Below are 19053 nucleotides of genomic sequence, written 5' to 3' on the forward strand. Positions count from 1 at the left end.
GATGACGCTCCCAGCAACAGCCCAAGCCGATCTGTTTCGCCACGTCAGTGCGGAAAAGGCCGCGCTGTATCGCTGTGTCATGGATTGCTTCGCCGCTGCCAAGCGGCAGTTCCGGCTGCATCTTCGCCCCGACGAGGTATTGGAAGACGGCGACTGGTCGACGTTGGTCAGCTCGGCCACGCCTCGGATGGAAGAAATCCAGGCGGCGCTGGCGCAATTGGCCGAATGGGGCAACCTCGAATCCCAGCCGGACACCGCCCGTGTCGCCAGCATCAGCGACTTCTATCGCGCGCGCTTCGTCTACCGGCTCTCGCTGGGTGGCGAGGCGGTGGAAGCCGCGCTAGCAGCCTTCAGCCGCACGCTGCGCCGGCGCGCCGAGTTGCAGAGCGTCGCACTTGAGGACATCGCCCTGCGCCTGAAGGCGTTGCTGGCCCTGGCCGACAGCGCCGAACCCGATGCCGTCAAGGTGCACGAAACCCTGCGCGACCTGGTTCGCGTGTTTGAGAGCTTGGCCGACAACGCTCAGGCCTTCATGGCTAGCGTCGGCCGCGGCATCGAATTGCAGCAGGCCGACGCCGCAGCCGTGCTCGCATACAAAAAGCGGCTGATCGACTACTTGGAGCGTTTCATCGGCGATCTGGTCGCGCGTTCCGGCGGCATCGCCCAGCACATCCTCTCGCTGCAGCCGCGCATCGACTCGCTGCTGTGGCTGGCCGCCCAGCGCCAGGCCCGCGACAGCGCGCCGGGCGACGAAACCGAACAACTCGACGCAGTCACGCGCGGCTGGCAGGCCTGGCGCGAACGCTGGACGGGGCTGCGCCGCTGGTTCCTGGCCACCGGACACGCACCCGCGCAGTCCGAATTGCTGCGCGCCAAGGCACGCGCGGCGATCCCGCAGCTGCTGTCAGCCGTGGCCACGATCAATGAGCGCCGCAGCGGACGCAGCGACCGCTCTGCGGACTTCCGCATGCTTGCCGGCTGGTTCGCCGCCTGCGAGGACGATGCCCAGACCCATCGTCTGGCGCGCGCAGCATTCGCGCTCAACCCGGCCCGCCACTTCTCGTTGAACCCCGAACTGGCGTCCGGGGCGCAGGACTTGCCCGCCAGCACGCCTTGGGCCGACGCGCCGCCGCTGCGCATCCATCCGCGCCTGCGCGAATACGGCCAGGCATCGCCACGCGGCGCACTGCCACGGGTGCAGGCGCGCGATGCCGAGCGCCAATTGCTCGCCGCCCGGTTGCACGAGGAACATGCGCAAATCGAAGCCGCTCGCCAGCGCCTGGCCAACGGCCGCAGCACGCGCCTGTCCGAGTTCGGCACACTCGACCCGCATGCCTTCGCCCTGTTCCTCGGGCTGCTGGGCGAGGCGCTGACCGCGCAATCCTCGCCCGACGCCGAGGTGGACGTGCCCAGCGGCGACGGCCTGCTGCGCATCCGCATGCAGCCGCTGGCCGCGGACAGCCGGGCCACCATCCACACCGCCACCGGCGCGTTCAGCGGCCGCGACCACCTGATCACCATCACCCGCACGGACGCAACACCATGAGCCCCAGCGACAGCCGCGCGAACAGCCACAGCATCGGCCGCCAGCAGGCCCGCCACCGCGACGACGAACGCCGCCAGGCGCTGCGCGCCCTGCTGATGTCGCCGCTGATGACCCCGGCGCACGAGGGCTTCGCCGCCGTGCGCCGCCACGCCGACGAGTTGCGCGCCTGGTTCGCGCGCGAGACCGGCTGGACGCTGCACATCGAGCGCGACTGCGCGCGCCTGTACAAGCGGCCGGCCGACCTGCGCGACGCCAGCCGCGGCCTGCCCGGTTACGACTACAGGCGCTACGTGCTGCTGTGTCTGGGCTGCGCAGTGCTCGAACGCGCCGACCCGCAAATCACCCTGCGTGTCCTCGGCGAGCGGCTGCTGACGCTGGCCACCGACCCCACGCTGGAATCGCTCGGCTTTCGTTTCACCCTCGGCGCCGCGCACGAGCGCCGCGAACTTGTTGCCGTCTGCCGCAGCCTGCTGGAGCTCGGTGTGCTGCAGCGTGTCGCCGGCGACGAAGAAGGCTACGTACGCAGCAGCGGCGAGGCGGCCGAGGGCGCGGACGCCTTGTACGATGTGCGCCGCCGCGTACTGGCTGGGGTGCTCGCCGCGGTCCGCGGCCCGTCCACCTGGCCCGCCGAGCAGGCCCCGGTGGACTTGGACGCACGCCTGGCCTCGCTGGTCACCGAGCACCAGCCGGACAGCGAGGAAGGCCGGCGCACGGCCCTGCGCCACCACCTCGCGCGCCGCCTGCTGGACGACCCCGTGGTCTATCTGGATACCCTCGACGCCGAATTGCGCGCCTATTTCGTCAACCAGCGCGGCGCAATGGCCAGCCGCCTGTGCGAGGCCGCCGGCCTGGTCGCCGAGCAGCGTGCCGAAGGCCTGGCTCTAGCGGACGAGGATGCAGAACTGACCGACATCGCCATGCCCGCCGAAGGCACTGAGGCCCATGCCACCCTGCTGGTCGCCGAGTTCCTGTCCCGGTCGCGGGAAACCGCCGATGCGATCAACCGCGACGACGTCATCGCCTTCCTCGCCACCGCCCGTGAAGCGCACGGCAGCTACTGGCGCAAATCGGCGCGCGAACCCGGTGCCGAACGCGAACTGGCCGACCTGGCACTTGAGCGCCTGCAGAAACTGCAACTCGCGGCATGCGACGAGACCCACGTCCAGCCCCTGCCCGCACTGGCGCGCTTCGCCCTCGGCGAGGCCGATATCCGCCAGCCGGCCGCGCCCGGGGCCGCCCATCCGTCCCTGCTCGAATGACCGACACCACCTCCCCGTCCTTGCCCATCCCCACCCTCGCACGCTGGCAGCCACTGCGGCTGGGGCTGGTCGAGCTGTTCCACTACGACAGCGAGGAGTTCTGGTTCCGCGACGGCCACCTGCTGCTGCGCGGCAACAATGGCACCGGCAAATCCAAGGTGCTCTCGCTGACCCTGCCGTTCCTGTTCGACGCCCAGCTCAAGCCCTCGCGCATCGAACCCGACGGCGACGCCAGCAAGAAGATGGCCTGGAACCTGCTGCTGGGCCGCCTCGACCGCCGCATGGGCTACGCCTGGCTGGAGCTGGGCCGGCTTGGCGCCGACGGCCAGCCGCACTACCTCACGCTGGGCTGCGGACTGCTGGCGGTGGCCGCGCGCCCCCAGGTCGACAGCTGGTTCTTCGTGCTCGAACAGCAGCGCATCGGCCAGGACATCTGGCTGATGAGCCCCGCGCGTGCGGTGCTCACGCGCGAGCGCCTGCGCGACGCGCTGCAGGACCATGGGCAGGTGTTCGATACCGCGACCGCCTACCGGCGCGCAGTCGATGAGCGTCTGTTCCACTTGGGGCCGCAGCGCTACACCGCGCTGATGGATACGCTGATTCAGCTGCGCCAGCCGCAGCTCTCCAAGAAACCGGACGAGACCAACCTCTCCAACGCGCTGACCGAAGCACTGCCGCCGATCTCCACCGACCTGCTGGCCGACGTCGCCGACGCCCTGAACCAGCTCGAGGAATACCGCCGCGAGCTGGAGGAGTACGAGGCCTTGGAGCGCGCCGTCGGCCAGTTCAACCAGCGTTACCAGCGCTACGCCGCCACCCAGGCCCGGCGCCATGCACGCAGCCTGCGCAGTGCGCAGACCGGCTTCGACAACGCCAGCCGCGAACTCAACGACGGCCGCCTCGCCCTGGAGGCCGCACGCGCCGCCGAAACGGGAGCGACACAGGCGCAACAGCGGGCGGAAAATGCGCTGGCCGGCCACCGCAGCCGGCTCGACGAGTTGCAGAACGACCCGGCCATGACTGACGCCAAGGCCCTGGACAAGGCGGCAGCCGACGCCGAGCGGCAGCAACGCGACGCGGGCGCCGCCCGCACTGAACGCCAGCGCCGACAGACCCGCTTCGAGCAGGAACAGCAGGCCACACGGCAGCGCGCCCAGCGTGCAGAGGATGCGGGTCACGCACTGGCCGAGGCCCGCACACAGGCCAGCGCAGCGGCCGAAACCGCTGGTCTGGCGTCCAACTACGGCGCCAGCCCGCTGGCCCACGGCGAGGCGGCCGCCCTGACGCCGCCGGCGCTGGCATCGGCACAGCAGGACCTGCGCCACACCGCTGCCGCCCGTCGCGAACAGGTCGCCCACCTGCAGCGCCGCTGCGACGAAGCCGAGCAGGCGGCCCAGGAGCGGGTACGCGCGCAGGACTTGCGCGACGAACGTGCCGACGAGGCCGAGGCCGCCGCCGCCCGCCGAGAAGAGGCCGACGTGGCCGTCGAACGGCAAGGCCAGCACCTGCTCGAAGCCTGGCAATCCCATCTGGATGCTGCGCAGCAGTTGCAGGTGCCCGACAGCGGCGACGTCCTCGAAACGCTGGCTGCCTGGACCGCGAGCCTGCACGGCGACAACCCCGCGCGCGCCGCCCTGCACCGCGCCCAGCAGGCCGCCAGCCTGCGGCTGGCCCAGCGCCAGGCCATGTTGCAGACCGAACAACAAGCCCTGGAACAGGAACAGGCCACGCTGCACGCGGAGCGCACGCGCCTGCAATCCGGCGAAGACGCCCTGCCCCCGCCACCGGCATGGCGCGCGCCCGGCGCGCGCGAAGGCCGGGCCGGCGCGCCGCTGTGGCAACTGGTCGAATTCGCGCCGACAGTGCCGGCCGATCTGCAGCCCGGCCTCGAAGCCGCGCTGCAGGCCTCGGGCCTGCTCGACGCCTGGGTGACGCCCGACGGACAGTTGCAGGATTGCGGCGGCGCGCCGCTACCGCACGATGCCCAGTGGCTTGGCCGGCCAGCGCGCCCGGATTCGCTGGCAGCGTGGCTGCAGCCAGCTGCCCCGGCCGATGCCACGCCGATGGTCGCCCCCGCCGTGCTGCAACGCCTGCTTGAGGGCGTCGGCTGCGGCGAGCAGGACGACCCGGGCACCGAAGCCTGGATCGGCCCCGGCGGCCGCTTCCGGCTGGGCGCATTGGCCGGTGCTTGGCACAAGCCCCGCGCCGAGTTCATCGGTTACGCGGCACGCGCCGCCGCCCGTGCGCGCCGCCTGACCGAGATCGCCCAGCGACTGGAGGAACTCGACCTAGCGCATGCGCAGCTGCAAGCCGGCTTCGCACAACTCGCTGCCGACCAGCGCCAGGCTGCCAGCGAATGGCAGTCCGCGCCCACCGACGACGCCCTGCGCGCCGCGCACCTGCAAGCCAGCACGCGCGTGCGCGAGCTCGATGCGGCCAGGCTGCGCCTGGACCAGGCCGAGCACGCCTTGCGCAGCGCCATCCAGCAATGGGAAGCTGCCAGCCAGACCATGGAGCAGGACGCCCGGGATCTCGCGCTGCCGCCGGCGCGCGACGCCCTGCGCACCATCGATCAGGCGCTGCTCGCCTTCGGCGATCGGCTGCATGCCCTGGCCAGTGCCGCGCGCTCCTGCCACGACGCCTTGGCAGAACACCGCCAACAAGTCGAACGCGAACAGCAAGCGCGGACAGATGCCGAACACGCGGCTGAGCAAGCGGCCGAACGCGATCTCCTGGCCGAAGAAGCCCGCATCCGCCTGCAGACGCTGCGTGAATCCGTCGGCGCCAAGGTAGAGGAACTGCAGCAGCGCATCCGCGATGCCCGACAGGCCGTCAGCAGTGCAGATCTGGAACTCAAGTCGAGCAACGAAGCGCTTCGCCTTGCAGGCGAAACGCGGGCCCGGGCCGAACAGAAAGTCGAGGCCTCCGACGCCATCCTGAGCGAGCGCGTCGCCTCGCGCCAGCAAGCCATCGAGCACTGGCAGGGCTTCGCCGCCACCGGCCTGCTCGAAATCGCGCTGCCCGATGCCGAACTGCCGCCGCAGGCTGCGCCCTGGACCATCGAACCCGCCCTGGCCCTGGCACGCCGCGCCGAACAGGCGCTGCTGCAGGTCAAGGACGACGACGACGCCTGGAACCGCGTGCAGAACCAGGTGTCGCAGGACTACACAGAACTCGGCCGCGCGCTGGCCGCGCTCAGCCACCGCGCCCAGGCCGAAACCAGCGATTTCGGCCTGATCGTCAGCATCGTCTACCAAAACCGGCCCGAGCGCCCCGACCAACTTGGCACGCGCCTGGCCGGCGAAATCGCGCAGCGCCGGGAACTGCTGACCGCCGGCGAACGAGAGGTGCTGGAGAACCACCTGCAGGCCGAAATCGCCAGCGCTATCCACAAGCTGCTGCGCGACGCCGAGCGACAGGTGCTGGCCATCAACGAAGAACTGGCCAAGCGCCCGACCTCCACCGGCGTGCGCTTCCGGCTGCTGTGGGAGACCCTGCCCGAAAGCGGCGATGGCGGCGCCCCGGTCGGCCTCAAGGCCGCCCGCCAGCGCCTGCTCAACACCAGCACCGATCTGTGGAGCGTCGAGGACCGCCGCGTGGTCGGCGAAATGCTGCAACAGCGCATCGCCGCCGAACGCAGCCGCGCCGACGCCGACCAGGGCGGCAGCCTGCACGAACAACTGGCACGCGCACTCGACTATCGCCGCTGGCACCGCTTCCGCGTCCAGCGCTGGGACGGACAATGGCGCCCGTTGTCCGGCCCGGCCTCCAGCGGCGAACGCGCCCTGGGCCTGACCGTACCGCTGTTCGCCGCCGTCTCCAGCTACTACTCCCTGGCCGGCCACGCGCATGCGCCGCGGCTGGTCCTGCTTGACGAAGTCTTCGCCGGCATCGATGACGCCGCGCGCCATCACTGCTGGGCGCTGATCCGCGAATTCGACCTCGACTTCGTGGTCACCAGCGAACGCGAATGGGCCTGCTCGGCCGAGTTGCCCGGGGTGGCGATCGCCCAATTGCAACGCCACGAAGGCATCGACGCCGTGCACGTCTCGCGCTGGACCTGGGACGGCCGCGCCAAGCGCCAGGAACCCGACCCCGATCGCCGATTCCCGCCTGCCGCCTGATCTGCCACTTGAACCCGACCTGCATGTGCGCCGACGCCACGCTCCCCCCCGATCCGCGCTTGCAACGCCTGCTGGGCGACGATGCCCTCGCCCCACTGCGCCAGCGGCTGCGCCGACACTTCGAGCGCATCGGCCCCGATGCCACCGCATCGACGCTGCGGCTGGACGGACTCGCCCCCGACGCGCACCAAGCGCTCTGCCAGATGACCGGCAGACCCGTACGACCGGCGCGCTCGATGACCCTGGACATCCGCCAACTGGACACGGCATTGCGCGAAGCCGGCCTAGCGAACTCACTGCGCGACGCGCTGGAACGCCTAGACGGTCCCATCGTCGACAAGACGCGGCAGCGCCTGGAACTGCAGGCACGCTGGGCCGCCGCGACCGACTCGGTCGATGCGTGCCCGCTGCTTCAGGATTGGTTGAACACATCGTCAGCCCCGCCGCTGCTCAAGCGCCTGAGTCGTGCCCCGGAAAATGCCATGCCATTGTTGAACGCCGCCGACAGCGTGCTGCGTGCTCTTCCAGCGCTGGGGCAGCCCCGCTCACAATTGGCGGCCAGCCTGCTCGGCGACGCCCATGCCCTCGACGCTGGGCGACCGGTGGCCACCCTCGTGCTCGCCGCTTGGCGGCATTACGAACGGCAGCACCCAACAAACCACGAAACCAGGGAGAACCCAGAAGATGCTCCAAAAGCAGAAGGCACGGAGGAGCGTCAACGCGATATCTGGGCACGTGCCGGCATCCTGGTCAACGAATTGGCCAGGCCCGCACTCTTCCTCAATCTGCCGGTGGCCACCTCCCAAGGAGCGCTGGGGCATCCAGGCGAGCCGTCGTACATTTCGCTGCGGCAATTACTTCGAGCCAGCCCGATCTGGTCCGTCGCCGATCGCATCGTCCATGTCTGCGAGAACCCCAACTTCCTCGCCATCGCAGCCGATCAGTTGGGCGCTAGCTGCGCTCCACTGGTCTGCACGGACGGCATGCCATCGGCCGCGCAACGTATCCTGCTAGATCAATTGCAGGCCGCCGGCGCAAAGCTGCGCTATCACGGAGACTTCGATTGGCCGGGCATCGGCATCGCGAATTTCGTGATCCGCACCTGGAATGCAAACCCTTGGCGAATGAGCACCCAAGATTACGAAGCTGCCGCAAGTTCCACCGCACGCGTGAGGCATGAGCTTGGTGCCATACCCGTCAACGCGGACTGGGATATTCATCTCGCAACCGCCATGCAGAATCGTGGCACTGCCATCGCAGAGGAAGCCGTAGCAACCATTCTGATTGAAGATCTACGCATACCGGGCCCGGCAGAAAACTGATTGACCTTCACCGAATTACTCCGATTCACCGATGCTTTGCGCCAACCTGATGATCCACGCCATAGCGCGACGACTTACGCTGGAACCCTACCCGCCCACTCAATCATCAACGGGGCTCGTAAGCCCCCGTGATTCTAGGGATTGGTTGTGATCGACATGAGGCCTTACCGTCACTTCTACCGTCAAGAACGCACCTCTTTTGTTGGCGCGGGAGATGGAACGATTTGCGGGGCAACGACTCTTTCGACTTCATTGTCAATCGTCATCCATCTTAACTCCCCCAGCTATCTAGTGGTATGGAAGCTCATCAAGGCTTTACCGCAAAGACTATGAGTTCATCGAAGGTATGCGCGTCGGATTGACGAGCATCAGAATGTCGCCGAGAGGAATGAAAAACGATTCCGGTTCCACCTCGGCTGTCACCCGTTCCACCGACTTTCCGAGGGATGTCACAAATTCATCGGCTGAATCGCAGGGGCGTTGGGTTCGCTGACGTAGGAAATGGCCCCAGTCATACCAGAGAGCCCGAGGATCATGACCGTTTGCGGATGTGAAGTGGGCGTGGTAACGCCCCAGCACGACGATGTGAATATAGAGAGCGGTATCGTTTTTGATCGCAAGACGCTCCTTCAATCCGTTGGCTCCAACTGCCTTGATCCAGCCCAGGACATCAGCGATCCACTTGTTGCTGTCATCGACCAGACTACTCGCATTGTTCCGACGCACTTTGTCGTCACCTACGAATGGCTGCTGCCACTTGAGCTGGAAGAGAATGACGCTGTTGCAGCGGGCATCGTGCGCGACGAAATCAATGTCGGTGACCGTCTTACCATCCCGCTTCAGCTTGACACCATCGAGGCAGTGCCAGTGGGGCGCTGGGAACTGTGCATGCAGTTCGGTAACCCATCTACCTTCTCGTCGATTGGCAGCATCAAACCAATCCTTCTCATACCGCCTGCGCAGCTCTGTCCAGAGAAATAGGAATGGATTGAGCTCCAGACCGTACGCCGGGAGCGCCACCAATTGCTGGCTCGTCCTGACTGCCGGAGCGAGTGCTTGTGTTCCACGCTCCAGATGGTCCTTGGCGTTTGCAGGACTCAACGTCAGATGATCCAAAAGCTCCGACACTTCTTGCCGGGATGCATCGAGAAAATTGGCTACCCCTTTGATCAGGTCTTCATGAAATGCTCCGCCAGTCAAGAGATTCCTGATTCCAATGCGTGGATCATCAGCATTCAGCAGTCCGGCATAGCAAAGCCTCTGCTGCGACATGGCTGAGAGCGCTTCGAGAACAGCCACATATGCCGAATAGGCGCGACCTCCAAAGCGGTCGTCGTCTGCCAGCATATCCCTGAACGACGTCCTTCTCAGATACAAGACTGACCATTCCCTGAAATAGTCATCAACGCCGTCAAAAGGTTGATCTTCGGGCGACGGGTTACTACGAAGATAGGCAGTCAGGCGGGGGAGCATTTCCATGTGGCGAAGCTCCAAAGCGACCTCCTTGGGGCGATCCTCCGCCATCGTCATGTCACTGAGCCAGTTCAACCCCTGAAACCCAACCTGTTCCCGGTAGGCTGTGTTCTTTCCGTTTTTCTCGCTGGCGAAGTCGCGGCGCACGGCGCCGATCGACTTCCGCAGCGGGAACATCACCATCCGCGTGGAAGGCACGGCCGAGCACGGCATCGCCACGATATGGGACGCCGACAGCCGATAGCGGCCTTGAGTATCGCGCACGTGCAGCAGCGAATCGAACGAGAAAAAGGACAGTTGCGACATGATCGTGCTCCGGTTGCTCGGGCGGAATTGCCCGGAACCGGCGCCTCACGGCGCAGCGCAAGCAGTCAGGGATCGCAGACGGCCGACAGGCCGCAAGCGTGCGAGCACGCGCAGTCATTGACGGCGAGAACGCCGTGATACGGTGAAGGGAACAGCAAGCCCGCCCCTCCATCTCCAACGACGAAGTGGAAGGCAAGCGCAGCGCGCAGGCCCGGATCAGCGATCCAGGCCGAAGGCATCAGGGATCAAAGCCGGATGGACACGACTCGCAGAGGCGCGGGGCACAGCCCGCGAGCCCGACGGCGGAACGCCGGGATGCGCCTTTCCTACGCCTAGCCTCGCTGCAGCAAGTTGTCGCGATCGCGACCGATAGCGACCATGACGTTCATTGCGAACACATGGAATCTGGACGATGGCTGCCGACTCGGAACCAATCAGGACCTCTGCACAACACACAGCTTCCCTGCCCCATCCTGGCACCGAGCGTTACGCCGAGCTTCCGCAGTTCCCGAAGGGATCACCGCTCCCCTTTCGCCGCACGATTCGTCGACGCGAGCTGCATCAGATCGTGCCCTTGGCGGAAACCACCATCTACGAAATGGAGCAGCGCGGCGAGTTTCCCCGGCGCTTCCGGCTGAAGCCGCGCTGCGTGGTCTGGGATCTGGAAGAGGTCGAAGCCTGGATCGAAGGCCGTAAGCAAGCCTCCCGATCGAAAGAGGCCAACGCATCCCCCGGCCCGGACGTGCGGCTGCGCCGGCACCGCCCTGTTCGATGAAACCACCATTTGGCATCCACGGCGACTACCCGGCATCCACCCTGACCAGTTCTGCCCCGGGCAGCACCTGTGCCATCTGAGCCGCAGCAAGCGTGACCGCAACATCCCGGTCCTGTGCCTTCCGGCTGAAGGCCAGCGCGACGTGTCCAGGCCAACCCAAGCCCACCGTGGCGTCGGCACAGTCGCTGCCGGCCAGTCGGCGCAGGACCTCATCCTGCGAATCCAGTTCGGGATTCAGCGCATAGACCAATGTGAAGTCGTGAACCATCGCGATCGCTCCATCCGCTTGTATTGCCGCCACGTCATCGCACCTTGATGCGCGCCAGCACTTCCGCCAACTGACCACGATCAGCAGCGCGTTTGGCCGCCGTGCGCTGCGCCAGGTTGTGCAGCTTGCGCCGCACACCGGGCAGATCTGCCGCATGCACAAAGCCGATCAACCCGAAATCCGGCTGCTCATCCTCGACCGATTGCAGAAAGGCGCGCGACGGCGCATCCAGCCAATGCGCCACGCGCGCCAACAGGCGCTCGCGGCTCTCCAGCAATGCCACCGCGTTGATGGACTCGGTGGTCATGCCCTTGAAGTGGGCCTCGAAGGTGGCCTCGAAATCCGCAGGTACGCGCGGCGACAGCATTTCCCATGCTGGCTTAGGGCTGCATGTCAGGTACACGAGAAAGGTCCGCCAAAGATTTGCATCCGCCCGCTCATCCTCCAGCAGCAGACCCACGTCGAACAGATCGCGCGGATGCTGCCGCGACAGCGCTGCCGCCAGCTTGCCGGCATACAGGTCGGCGAAATCCAGCACCTGGACTTCGGCGAAGCCGAACGCCTCCTCCACCCGTGGCCGCACGACCATGGTTCGCACTGGATGGACCGTCCCGCGCATCACCGGCGTGGTCTCGATCTGCACCCGCGCGCGGCCGCGACTGGCCACCAGCCGGGTGACCGCCCCGCCTTCGCCCGCTGAAGCTTGAACCTGCAATTGCAAAGGCCGGGCGCGCATCGCTTCGGCCAGTCGTCCGAGTGCTTCGGCGATCAGCTTCGCATCCTCGGCATAGTCATGCACCGGCAGCCAGGCCAGATCGATGTCCACCGACAGGCGCGGTAGATCGTGCTCGAACAGGTTGATGGCGGTGCCGCCCTTGAGCGCGAAGCGCGGCTCCTGGGCCAGCACCGGCAGGATCTCGACCAGCAGCCGCACACGGTCGGTGTAGCGCCGATCCCACCGATCAAGCCAGGTGCTCATCGAGGTCTCCTGGCAAGGTGATCTGGTAGATCGGATGCAGGCGCCCGCCGGGCACCAGCGCACGCTTGCCCCGGCCCAGATCGACGCCATCCAACGGCACATGCGACAGCCACGCATGCCGATGGCGATCGGCCAGCGCCAGGAACAGCCGCTTGGCCTTGATGCTGCCGCAGTGGCGTAGCAGCAGAGCGACGCGCTGTGGTCGCAGTGTGGTCATGGCCTGCATCAGCGCATCGGCCTCGTAGACCCCTGCCGCATCCGATACGCCATCGCACAACTCCAGCATGGCCCGCTCGGGCGTCGAGCAGACCAAAGCATCGACACCTGGTGCAGCGGAGTGCCAAGCCAAACCCACCTCGGATAGCATCTTCTCGGAGACTTCCGCAGTGAAGGACACGGCCGGCAGATCGAACGGCCCTTTGCCCTGGTACTCGAAGCGCTGCTCCATGGACAGTTTGCTGACCCAGCCCGGCGGAGGCACCGGCCCATAAAGCGTGATCGTCCCAGCATCGCCCAAACGCAAGTAGTGCTCGTGCCCTTGCAAGGCCAGTGCGAAACGCCCGCCGACATGCAGGGGCAGGCTCTCCCCAACCTGTAGGCTGCGGACGACCCCATCCCATTGCAGCCGCCCTCCCGCGCGCATGTAGACGCCTCGCGCCGGAGAAATGAGCCAGCCGCTGCCGACATAGCGCGCGACCAAGCTGTTGGAGTAGTCATGCGCACGCAGCCAGCGGCTAGACACCAGGCGCGTATCGCCCAGTTCGGCCAGCAAGCGGTTCAATTTTCCTGAATTTTGAGCATCCATAGTGCTCAAAATATCATTTTTATAAACCTTCGCCAAGGATCATAAGTTTGAAACTTCATTAAAAAGATCATCCAGAGTGATCTTTTCCAGAAAAAATCAAACCCGAGGCTGCCTCGCCGGAGCGCTTTCCCTGACGGTCGTCTCAGGCGTAAGGCTGGAAGTGATTGTTGTCCCGGCTGATCAGTTGCATCAGCTTCGGGTGTATGAAGAGCTTTTCCTTGCCGAGCGGCATTTCACGCAACACTCCCACGTCTGCCAAGTCGTGCAGATAGCGCGAGGCGGCTTGGCGTTGGGCAATCCCTTTGTCCACCAGATTGCCGATGCGGCAATAGGGCTGCTCGAAGATGACATCCACCAATTCGCGGGTGTAGATCTTGGGCAGGCGTGTGCGCACGTACTCGGTGGTGTGTTCTGCCAGCCCGCGAATCGCGGCGATCTTCCCTGTGGTCCATTTGGACGTGTCGGCGACGGCCTGCAGCATGAACAGCAGCCAGGGCTCCCAGGCTCCCTCTCGCGTCACACTGAGCAGCAGGCGGTAGTAGTCGGCCTTGTGCGCAATCACGTGGCGGCTGAGGCACAGGATCGGCAGGCTCAATAGCTCTTCCTGGATGAGGTACAGGATGTTGAGCACGCGCGCGGTACGGCCGTTGCCGTCGGTGAATGGGTGGATGGCCTCGAACTGGTAGTGGCCCACGGCCATGCGGATCAGCGGGTCCAGGTCGACCTGGTTGTGCAGGAAGCGCTCCCAGTTGGCCAGCATGTCACGCAAGCGCGCCTCGCCTTCGGGCGGGGTGTAGACCACCTCGCCCGTGCGGTCGTTGGCGAGCTGAGTCCCCGGAGTGCGGCGGACGTCCATGTCCACCCCCTTGAGGGTGCGGCAGACATCCACGGCGGTCGCGGTACACAACGGTCGCGCCTTGAGTGACTGAAAGCCTTGGTGCAGCGCGGTGCGGTAACGCAGCGCCTCCTTGGTGGCAGGATCGGCGTTGTCGTGGCCCTGGGCGTACTGGAACAGTTGATCAGTCGTCGTCACGATGTTTTCGATTTCCGAGCTGTCTTTGGCCTCCAGCAACGGAATGGTGTTGATCAGCATCGCCTGGTTGGGAATCAACTCGGCCGCCTGCTTGAGTTCGGCCAATGCTGCCCGGGCCTCGATGCAGGCCTTGAGCACAGGCCGGGTCTCCAACTCCTGCGCCGGGGGCAGCGCTGGCAGTTGGTTGTGAGGCTGCTCCGGATGCCAGGCAAGTGCACCATCATTCATGATTGAAAAATACCATTTTGACGACACGTTCTCAGCTTATGTCGCTACTGGCGACACGTCAATGAGTCATGTTCCTATTTCATTGAAATAGCGACACGTAGATTGCTTATGTCGTTCTTGACGACATGAGCACCTCAACATGTCCCGAAGTCACAGCTTTAAACCATCAGACCGCGGGGCTTAGAACCGGCACGGTCACGTCCTCCGGGACCAGCTTCGGCACATGCGTGCGCCCATCGATCCATGCCTCCACCATGTCGGCCCACTCCTGGAGCATGTGCCGCCGCGGCCCGGCGTACTCTGCCTTGTTGTAGACCGACCGCGACGTCCGGCTGCCTTCTTCGTGCGCTAGGCACTTCTCGATCCAGTCCCCGTTGAAGCCCACCTCGTTGAGCAGCGTGGACGCAGTGCGCCGCAGGTCGTGCACCGTGAAGGGCTCCAGCGGCAACCCGGCTTCCTTCGCGCGTGAACCAATGAGCTGGGTCACCCGGTTGAGCGTTGCATGCGACATGCAGCGATCGGGGTCATAGCGCGACGGCAGCACGAATCGCGAGCCTGCCGCGCAGGTGTGCAGTGCCACGAAGATGTCCATCGCCTGCCGCGACAGATAGACCACGTGCGGCTTGCGTCCCTTCATCCGCACCTTCGGAATCGTCCACGTGGCGTTCTCGAAATCAACCTCGTTCCAGGTGGCCTCGACCAGTTCGCTCTTGCGCACCATCGTCAGCAGGATCAACCGCAATGCCAGCCGGATCGTCGGATAGGACGCGATGGTCTCCAGTTGATGGAAGGCCAGCCGGATCTCGGCGGGCGAGAGCGCCCGGTCCTTGGGAACGAAGGTCGCGATCGAGGCCGCCTTCACGTCGTCGGCCGGGTTGGCGAGCCGTTCGCCGTGCAGGATGGCGAAGGCATAGACCTGCTTCACGATGTCTCGGACGTGGATGGCCGTGGCCGGTGCGCCGCGCGCCTTCACCTTGTTGCACAACGCCCGCAGATCATCGGGGGTGACTTCCCTCAGCTTGCGATTCTGGAAGACCGGCAGGATGTCGCGGTCGATGATGTGCTTGCGCATTGCCCGGGTGCTGTCGGCCATGCGGGCATCGGCCAGCCAGCGTTCCGTCATCTCGCCGAAAGTCTTGGCGGCCGTCAGCCGCCGCTTGGCCCGCTGTTTCTCCAGCGCCGGGGAATCGCCTTGAGCAACCGAGCGCTTGGCATCGAGCAGTCGTTCTCGGGCCATGGCCAGCGAAATGCCGGCCGGCCCATACCGTCCGAGCGTCAGCGTCTCGCGGCGCCCGTTGAGACGGTAGTCGTAGCGGAAGGTGATGGTACCGGCGGTCGATACCGCCACGTACATGCCATCGCGGTCAAAAACCTTATAAATCTTGGACTTAGGCTTGAGATTGCGCAGTGCTGTGTCGGTGAGCATTGAGGGTGTTCCTCCTGTTCGTGACGGCTTTTACCGTCAAGGACCTGGAGACCCGTTGATGCTCGGAAAGCCGCATGAAATAAGCTTTCCTCAGGAGTTTTTTACCGTCAAAGACCGGTTCGGTCTCAATAGTAAACAGGAAGGTCTGGATCCGACCTCCGGGGGCTTACCGTCAGTTCTGTCGCCGACCCGTTCTGCTGACCGGCGATAGCCACCGATAGAAAACGCAACTTATACTTTTAAAATCAACAAGTTAAGTCAATTCTACCGATACCTGGCGATAGCCCCCGAAAGACGCTCCGTCATTCCCACTCGATCGTCGCCGGCGGCTTGCCGGAGATGTCGTAGACCACGCGCGAGACGCCGCGCAGTTCGTTGATGATGCGGTTGCTCACCGTGCCGAGGAAGTCGTACGGCAGGTGCGCCCAATGCGCGGTCATGAAGTCGATGGTCTCCACCGCGCGCAGCGCGATCACCCATTCGTAGGCGCGTGCGTCGCCTACCACGCCGACCGATTTCACCGGCAGGAACACCGCGAATGCCTGACTGGTTTTGTCGTAAAGATCGGCCTTGCGCAATTCGTCGATGAAGATCGCATCGGCCTTGGCCAGCAACTCGGCGTATTCGCGCTTCACCTCGCCCAGGATGCGCACACCCAGGCCGGGACCGGGGAACGGGTGGCGATACACCATCGTGCGCGGCAACCCGAGTTCGACGCCGAGGCGGCGCACTTCGTCCTTGAACAATTCGCGCAGCGGTTCGACCAGGCCCAGCTTCATGTGCTCGGGCAGGCCACCGACATTGTGATGGCTCTTGATCACATGCGCCTTGCCAGTCTTGCTGCCGGCCGACTCGATGACGTCCGGGTAGATCGTGCCCTGCGCCAGCCACTTCGCATTGGCCAGCTTGTTGGATTCTTCGTCGAAGATCTCCACGAACAGGTTGCCGATGATCTTGCGCTTGGCTTCCGGATCGCTCACGCCCTGCAGCGCACTGAAATAGCGGTCGGCGGCATTGACGCGGATGACCTTGACGCCCATGTGCTCGGCGAACATCGCCATCACCTGGTCGCCTTCCTGCCAGCGCAGCAGGCCGGTGTCGACGAACACGCAGGTCAGTTTGTCGCCGATCGCCTTGTGCAACAGTGCCGCGACCACCGACGAATCCACACCGCCCGACAAGCCCAGGATCACTTCATCCTCGCCCACCTGTTCGCGCACGCGGGCGATCTGGTCGTCGATGATGTTGGCTGCGGTCCACAGCGTCTGGCAGCCGCAGACATCCACCACGAAGCGGCGCAGCAGGGTCTGGCCCTGCAAGGTATGCGTCACTTCCGGATGGAACTGCACGCCATACCAGCGCTTGTCTTCGTTGGACATCGCGGCCACCGGGATGCGGTCGGTCACGGCGGTAATGGTGAAACCCGGCGGCACCTGCGAGACGTGGTCGCCGTGGCTCATCCATACATTCAGGCGCGCTGCACCGGCGTGGTCGGTCAGGCCGGAGAACAGCGCATCGGCCGCCACCACGTCCACCTCGGCATGCCCGAATTCGCGTTGATCAGCGGCTTCGGTCGCACCGCCCAACTGCGCGGCCAACGTCTGCATGCCATAGCAGATGCCGAACACCGGCAAACCGCTGTCGAACACTTGCTGCGGCGCGACCGGAGCACCCGGCAAGGTGGTCGATTCCGGCCCGCCGGACAGGATGATGCCCTTGGCGCCAAAGCCGGCGATCTCGGACGGATCGTGATCCCATGCCCAGATCTCGCAATAGACCCCCAGCTCGCGAATGCGCCGCGCAATCAGCTGCGTGTACTGCGCGCCGAAATCGAGGATGAGGATCTTGTCGCTATGGATGTTGGTCATTGAGAGCCGGGAATCGGGAATCGGGATTGGGGAATCGCAACAGCAAACGTGGCGCCAGCCACCATCGGACGAGGAAGCGGCGGGCTCTTACGATTCCCGAGTTCCGATTCCCCATTCCCAATTATCCAGCGCGATAGTTCGGCGGCTCTTTGGTGATCTGCACGTCGTGGACGTGGCTCTCGCGCTGGCCGGCGCCGGTGATCTTGACGAACTTGGGCTTGGTGCGCATCTCTTCGATGGTGGCGCAGCCCACATAGCCCATGGTCGCGCGCAGTCCACCGATGAGCTGATGGATGATGCCGCCGACCGGGCCGCGATACGGCACACGTCCTTCGATGCCTTCGGGAACCAGCTTGTCGGCGTCGGAAGCGTCCTGGAAATAGCGGTCCTTGGAGCCCTTCTCCATCGCACCCAAGCTGCCCATGCCGCGATAGCTCTTGTAGCTGCGGCCCTGGAACAATTCGACCTCGCCCGGCGCCTCTTCGGTGCCTGCCAGCAGGCCACCGACCATCACCGTGGACGCGCCAGCCACCAGCGCCTTGCCGATATCGCCGGAATAGCGGATGCCGCCATCGGCGATCAGCGGAATCCGGTCCTGCAGCGCTTCGGCCACCATATCCACCGCGGTGATCTGCGGCACGCCCACACCTGCGACCACACGCGTGGTGCAGATCGAGCCGGGGCCCACGCCGACCTTGACCGCATCGGCACCGGCATCCATCAACGCCAGCGCGGCATCGCCGGTGACGATGTTGCCGCCGATCACCTGCAACTGCGGGTAGGTCTTCTTGACCCAGGCCACGCGATCGATCACGCCCTGCGAATGGCCATGCGCGGTGTCGACGATGACCACGTCCACGCCGGCGGCGGCCAGCAGCTCGATGCGCTGTTCGGTATCACCGCCTACGCCCACGGCCGCACCCACCAGCAGTCGCGTGGCGCTGTCCTTGGCCGCATTGGGGTTGTCGGTCTTCTTCTGGATGTCCTTGACCGTGATCAGCCCACGCAGCTCGAAGCTGTCGTTGACCACCAGGATCTTTTCGATGCGGTTGCGATGCAGCAGCTCCAGCACTTCCTCGTCGCTGGCGCCCTCGCGCACGGTGATCAGGCGATCCTTCTTGGTCATGATGTGGCGGACCGGATCGTCCAGCTTCTTCTCGAAGCGCATGTCGCGGCTGGTGACGATGCCGACCAGTTCGCTGCCATCGACCACCGGCACGCCGGAGATGTTGCGCGCACGCGTCAGCGCGATCACCTCGCCGATGGTGGTGTCCGGGCTCACCGTGAACGGCTCGGTGATGACGCCGGACTCGAACTTCTTGACTTTGGCCACTTCGGCCGCCTGCTGCGCAGGGGTCAGGTTCTTGTGGATGATGCCGATGCCGCCCAGCTGGGCCATGGCCACCGCCAGGCGGTGCTCGGTCACCGTGTCCATCGCGGCCGAAAGGATCGGCAGCTTCAGACGCAGATCGCGGGTCAGCCGGGTTTCCAGGCTGACATCCTTGGGCAGGACGATCGAATGAGCGGGGACGAGCGAGACGTCGTCGTAGGTAAGAGCTTCAGCCTGGATGCGTAGCATCGGCGGACCCGAGTTTGGGGAAGCGCGGCATTTTAACGCATTGGGGCCGGGAGTGGGTAATC

The 19053-nt window shown here is 65.3% G+C and carries 13 protein-coding genes and 1 pseudogene; 6 read left to right on the forward strand and 8 right to left on the reverse strand.

Annotated features, from left to right (window positions below; genetic code table 11):
* Position 1: 1 nt before the first annotated feature.
* The 4 genes from XnspCFBP7698_RS01610 to XnspCFBP7698_RS01625 are packed head-to-tail and all read left to right on the forward strand — an operon-like array spanning position 2 to position 8251.
* The gene (locus XnspCFBP7698_RS01610) at positions 2-1546 is read left to right on the forward strand and encodes a TIGR02677 family protein (RefSeq protein ID WP_104579676.1); all 1545 of its coding nucleotides are present in this window, start codon (positions 2-4) and stop codon (positions 1544-1546) included.
* Complete coding sequence (locus tag XnspCFBP7698_RS01615) at positions 1543-2805, forward strand: TIGR02678 family protein (RefSeq protein WP_104579677.1); 1263 nt, start codon at positions 1543-1545, stop codon at positions 2803-2805. Before XnspCFBP7698_RS01610 ends, XnspCFBP7698_RS01615 begins: the two co-directional genes overlap by 4 nt.
* Entirely contained in the window at positions 2802-6929 is a 4128-nt protein-coding gene (locus tag XnspCFBP7698_RS01620; protein ID WP_104579678.1) for a TIGR02680 family protein, read from the forward strand. Before XnspCFBP7698_RS01615 ends, XnspCFBP7698_RS01620 begins: the two co-directional genes overlap by 4 nt.
* Before the next feature lie 59 nt (positions 6930-6988).
* On the forward strand, positions 6989-8251 hold the full coding sequence (locus XnspCFBP7698_RS01625) for a TIGR02679 family protein (RefSeq protein ID WP_233548901.1): 1263 nt from the start codon (positions 6989-6991) through the stop codon (positions 8249-8251).
* Positions 8252-8578: 327 nt separating this feature from the next.
* Here XnspCFBP7698_RS01625 and XnspCFBP7698_RS21690 read toward each other — a convergent pair whose 3' ends face one another.
* The gene (locus XnspCFBP7698_RS21690) at positions 8579-9799 is read right to left on the reverse strand and encodes a hypothetical protein (RefSeq protein WP_233548902.1); all 1221 of its coding nucleotides are present in this window, start codon (positions 9797-9799) and stop codon (positions 8579-8581) included.
* A gap of 37 nt (positions 9800-9836) precedes the next feature.
* On the opposite strand from XnspCFBP7698_RS21690, the pseudogene XnspCFBP7698_RS01635 reads away from it, so the two are divergent.
* A pseudogene (locus XnspCFBP7698_RS01635) lies at positions 9837-9959 on the forward strand (replication initiator protein A); the annotation flags it as partial.
* Between the two features lie 483 nt (positions 9960-10442).
* The gene (locus XnspCFBP7698_RS01650; protein WP_104579680.1) at positions 10443-10805 is read left to right on the forward strand and encodes an AlpA family phage regulatory protein; all 363 of its coding nucleotides are present in this window, start codon (positions 10443-10445) and stop codon (positions 10803-10805) included.
* Between the two features lie 25 nt (positions 10806-10830).
* Here the strand turns inward: XnspCFBP7698_RS01650 and XnspCFBP7698_RS01655 are convergent, their stop codons facing one another.
* From XnspCFBP7698_RS01655 to guaB, 7 genes are all read right to left on the reverse strand, one after another.
* Positions 10831-11073, reverse strand: coding sequence for a transcriptional regulator (locus XnspCFBP7698_RS01655; protein ID WP_104579752.1), 243 nt, complete (start codon positions 11071-11073; stop codon positions 10831-10833).
* 34 nt (positions 11074-11107) lie between these two features.
* Positions 11108-12052, reverse strand: a complete 945-nt coding sequence (locus tag XnspCFBP7698_RS01660) for a nucleotidyl transferase AbiEii/AbiGii toxin family protein (protein ID WP_104579681.1) — start codon at positions 12050-12052, stop codon at positions 11108-11110.
* Positions 12036-12857 carry a type IV toxin-antitoxin system AbiEi family antitoxin domain-containing protein gene (locus XnspCFBP7698_RS01665; RefSeq protein WP_104579682.1) on the reverse strand — a complete coding sequence of 274 codons (822 nt, stop codon included), beginning with the start codon at positions 12855-12857 and terminating at the stop codon, positions 12036-12038. Before XnspCFBP7698_RS01665 ends, XnspCFBP7698_RS01660 begins: the two co-directional genes overlap by 17 nt.
* A 142-nt stretch (positions 12858-12999) precedes the next feature.
* Positions 13000-14118 (reverse strand): Fic family protein, encoded by a 1119-nt coding sequence (locus XnspCFBP7698_RS01670; RefSeq protein ID WP_104579683.1) that lies wholly within the window; start codon positions 14116-14118, stop codon positions 13000-13002.
* Between the two features lie 166 nt (positions 14119-14284).
* Positions 14285-15544, reverse strand: a complete 1260-nt coding sequence (locus XnspCFBP7698_RS01675) for a tyrosine-type recombinase/integrase (RefSeq protein WP_104579684.1) — start codon at positions 15542-15544, stop codon at positions 14285-14287.
* A gap of 302 nt (positions 15545-15846) precedes the next feature.
* Complete coding sequence (guaA, locus tag XnspCFBP7698_RS01680) at positions 15847-17412, reverse strand: glutamine-hydrolyzing GMP synthase (protein ID WP_047694934.1); 1566 nt, start codon at positions 17410-17412, stop codon at positions 15847-15849.
* Between the two features lie 121 nt (positions 17413-17533).
* The gene (guaB, locus tag XnspCFBP7698_RS01685; protein ID WP_039409741.1) at positions 17534-18991 is read right to left on the reverse strand and encodes an IMP dehydrogenase; all 1458 of its coding nucleotides are present in this window, start codon (positions 18989-18991) and stop codon (positions 17534-17536) included.
* Between the last annotated feature and the right edge of the window lie 62 nt (positions 18992-19053).

Source organism: Xanthomonas sp. CFBP 7698, from assembly GCF_003600855.1.
GTDB lineage: Bacteria > Pseudomonadota > Gammaproteobacteria > Xanthomonadales > Xanthomonadaceae > Xanthomonas > Xanthomonas cannabis.

Coding starts and splice junctions, on each gene's coding strand:
- XnspCFBP7698_RS01610 (WP_104579676.1), top strand. CDS start 2: ATGACGCTCCCAGCAACAGCCCAAGCCGATCTGTTTCGCCACGTCAGT.
- XnspCFBP7698_RS01650 (WP_104579680.1), top strand. CDS start 10,443: ATGGCTGCCGACTCGGAACCAATCAGGACCTCTGCACAACACACAGCT.
- XnspCFBP7698_RS01655 (WP_104579752.1), bottom strand. CDS start 11,073: ATGGTTCACGACTTCACATTGGTCTATGCGCTGAATCCCGAACTGGAT.
- guaA (WP_047694934.1), bottom strand. CDS start 17,412: ATGACCAACATCCATAGCGACAAGATCCTCATCCTCGATTTCGGCGCG.
- XnspCFBP7698_RS01620 (WP_104579678.1), top strand. CDS start 2,802: ATGACCGACACCACCTCCCCGTCCTTGCCCATCCCCACCCTCGCACGC.
- XnspCFBP7698_RS01670 (WP_104579683.1), bottom strand. CDS start 14,118: ATGAATGATGGTGCACTTGCCTGGCATCCGGAGCAGCCTCACAACCAA.
- XnspCFBP7698_RS01660 (WP_104579681.1), bottom strand. CDS start 12,052: ATGAGCACCTGGCTTGATCGGTGGGATCGGCGCTACACCGACCGTGTG.
- XnspCFBP7698_RS01665 (WP_104579682.1), bottom strand. CDS start 12,857: ATGGATGCTCAAAATTCAGGAAAATTGAACCGCTTGCTGGCCGAACTG.
- XnspCFBP7698_RS01675 (WP_104579684.1), bottom strand. CDS start 15,544: ATGCTCACCGACACAGCACTGCGCAATCTCAAGCCTAAGTCCAAGATT.
- guaB (WP_039409741.1), bottom strand. CDS start 18,991: ATGCTACGCATCCAGGCTGAAGCTCTTACCTACGACGACGTCTCGCTC.
- XnspCFBP7698_RS01615 (WP_104579677.1), top strand. CDS start 1,543: ATGAGCCCCAGCGACAGCCGCGCGAACAGCCACAGCATCGGCCGCCAG.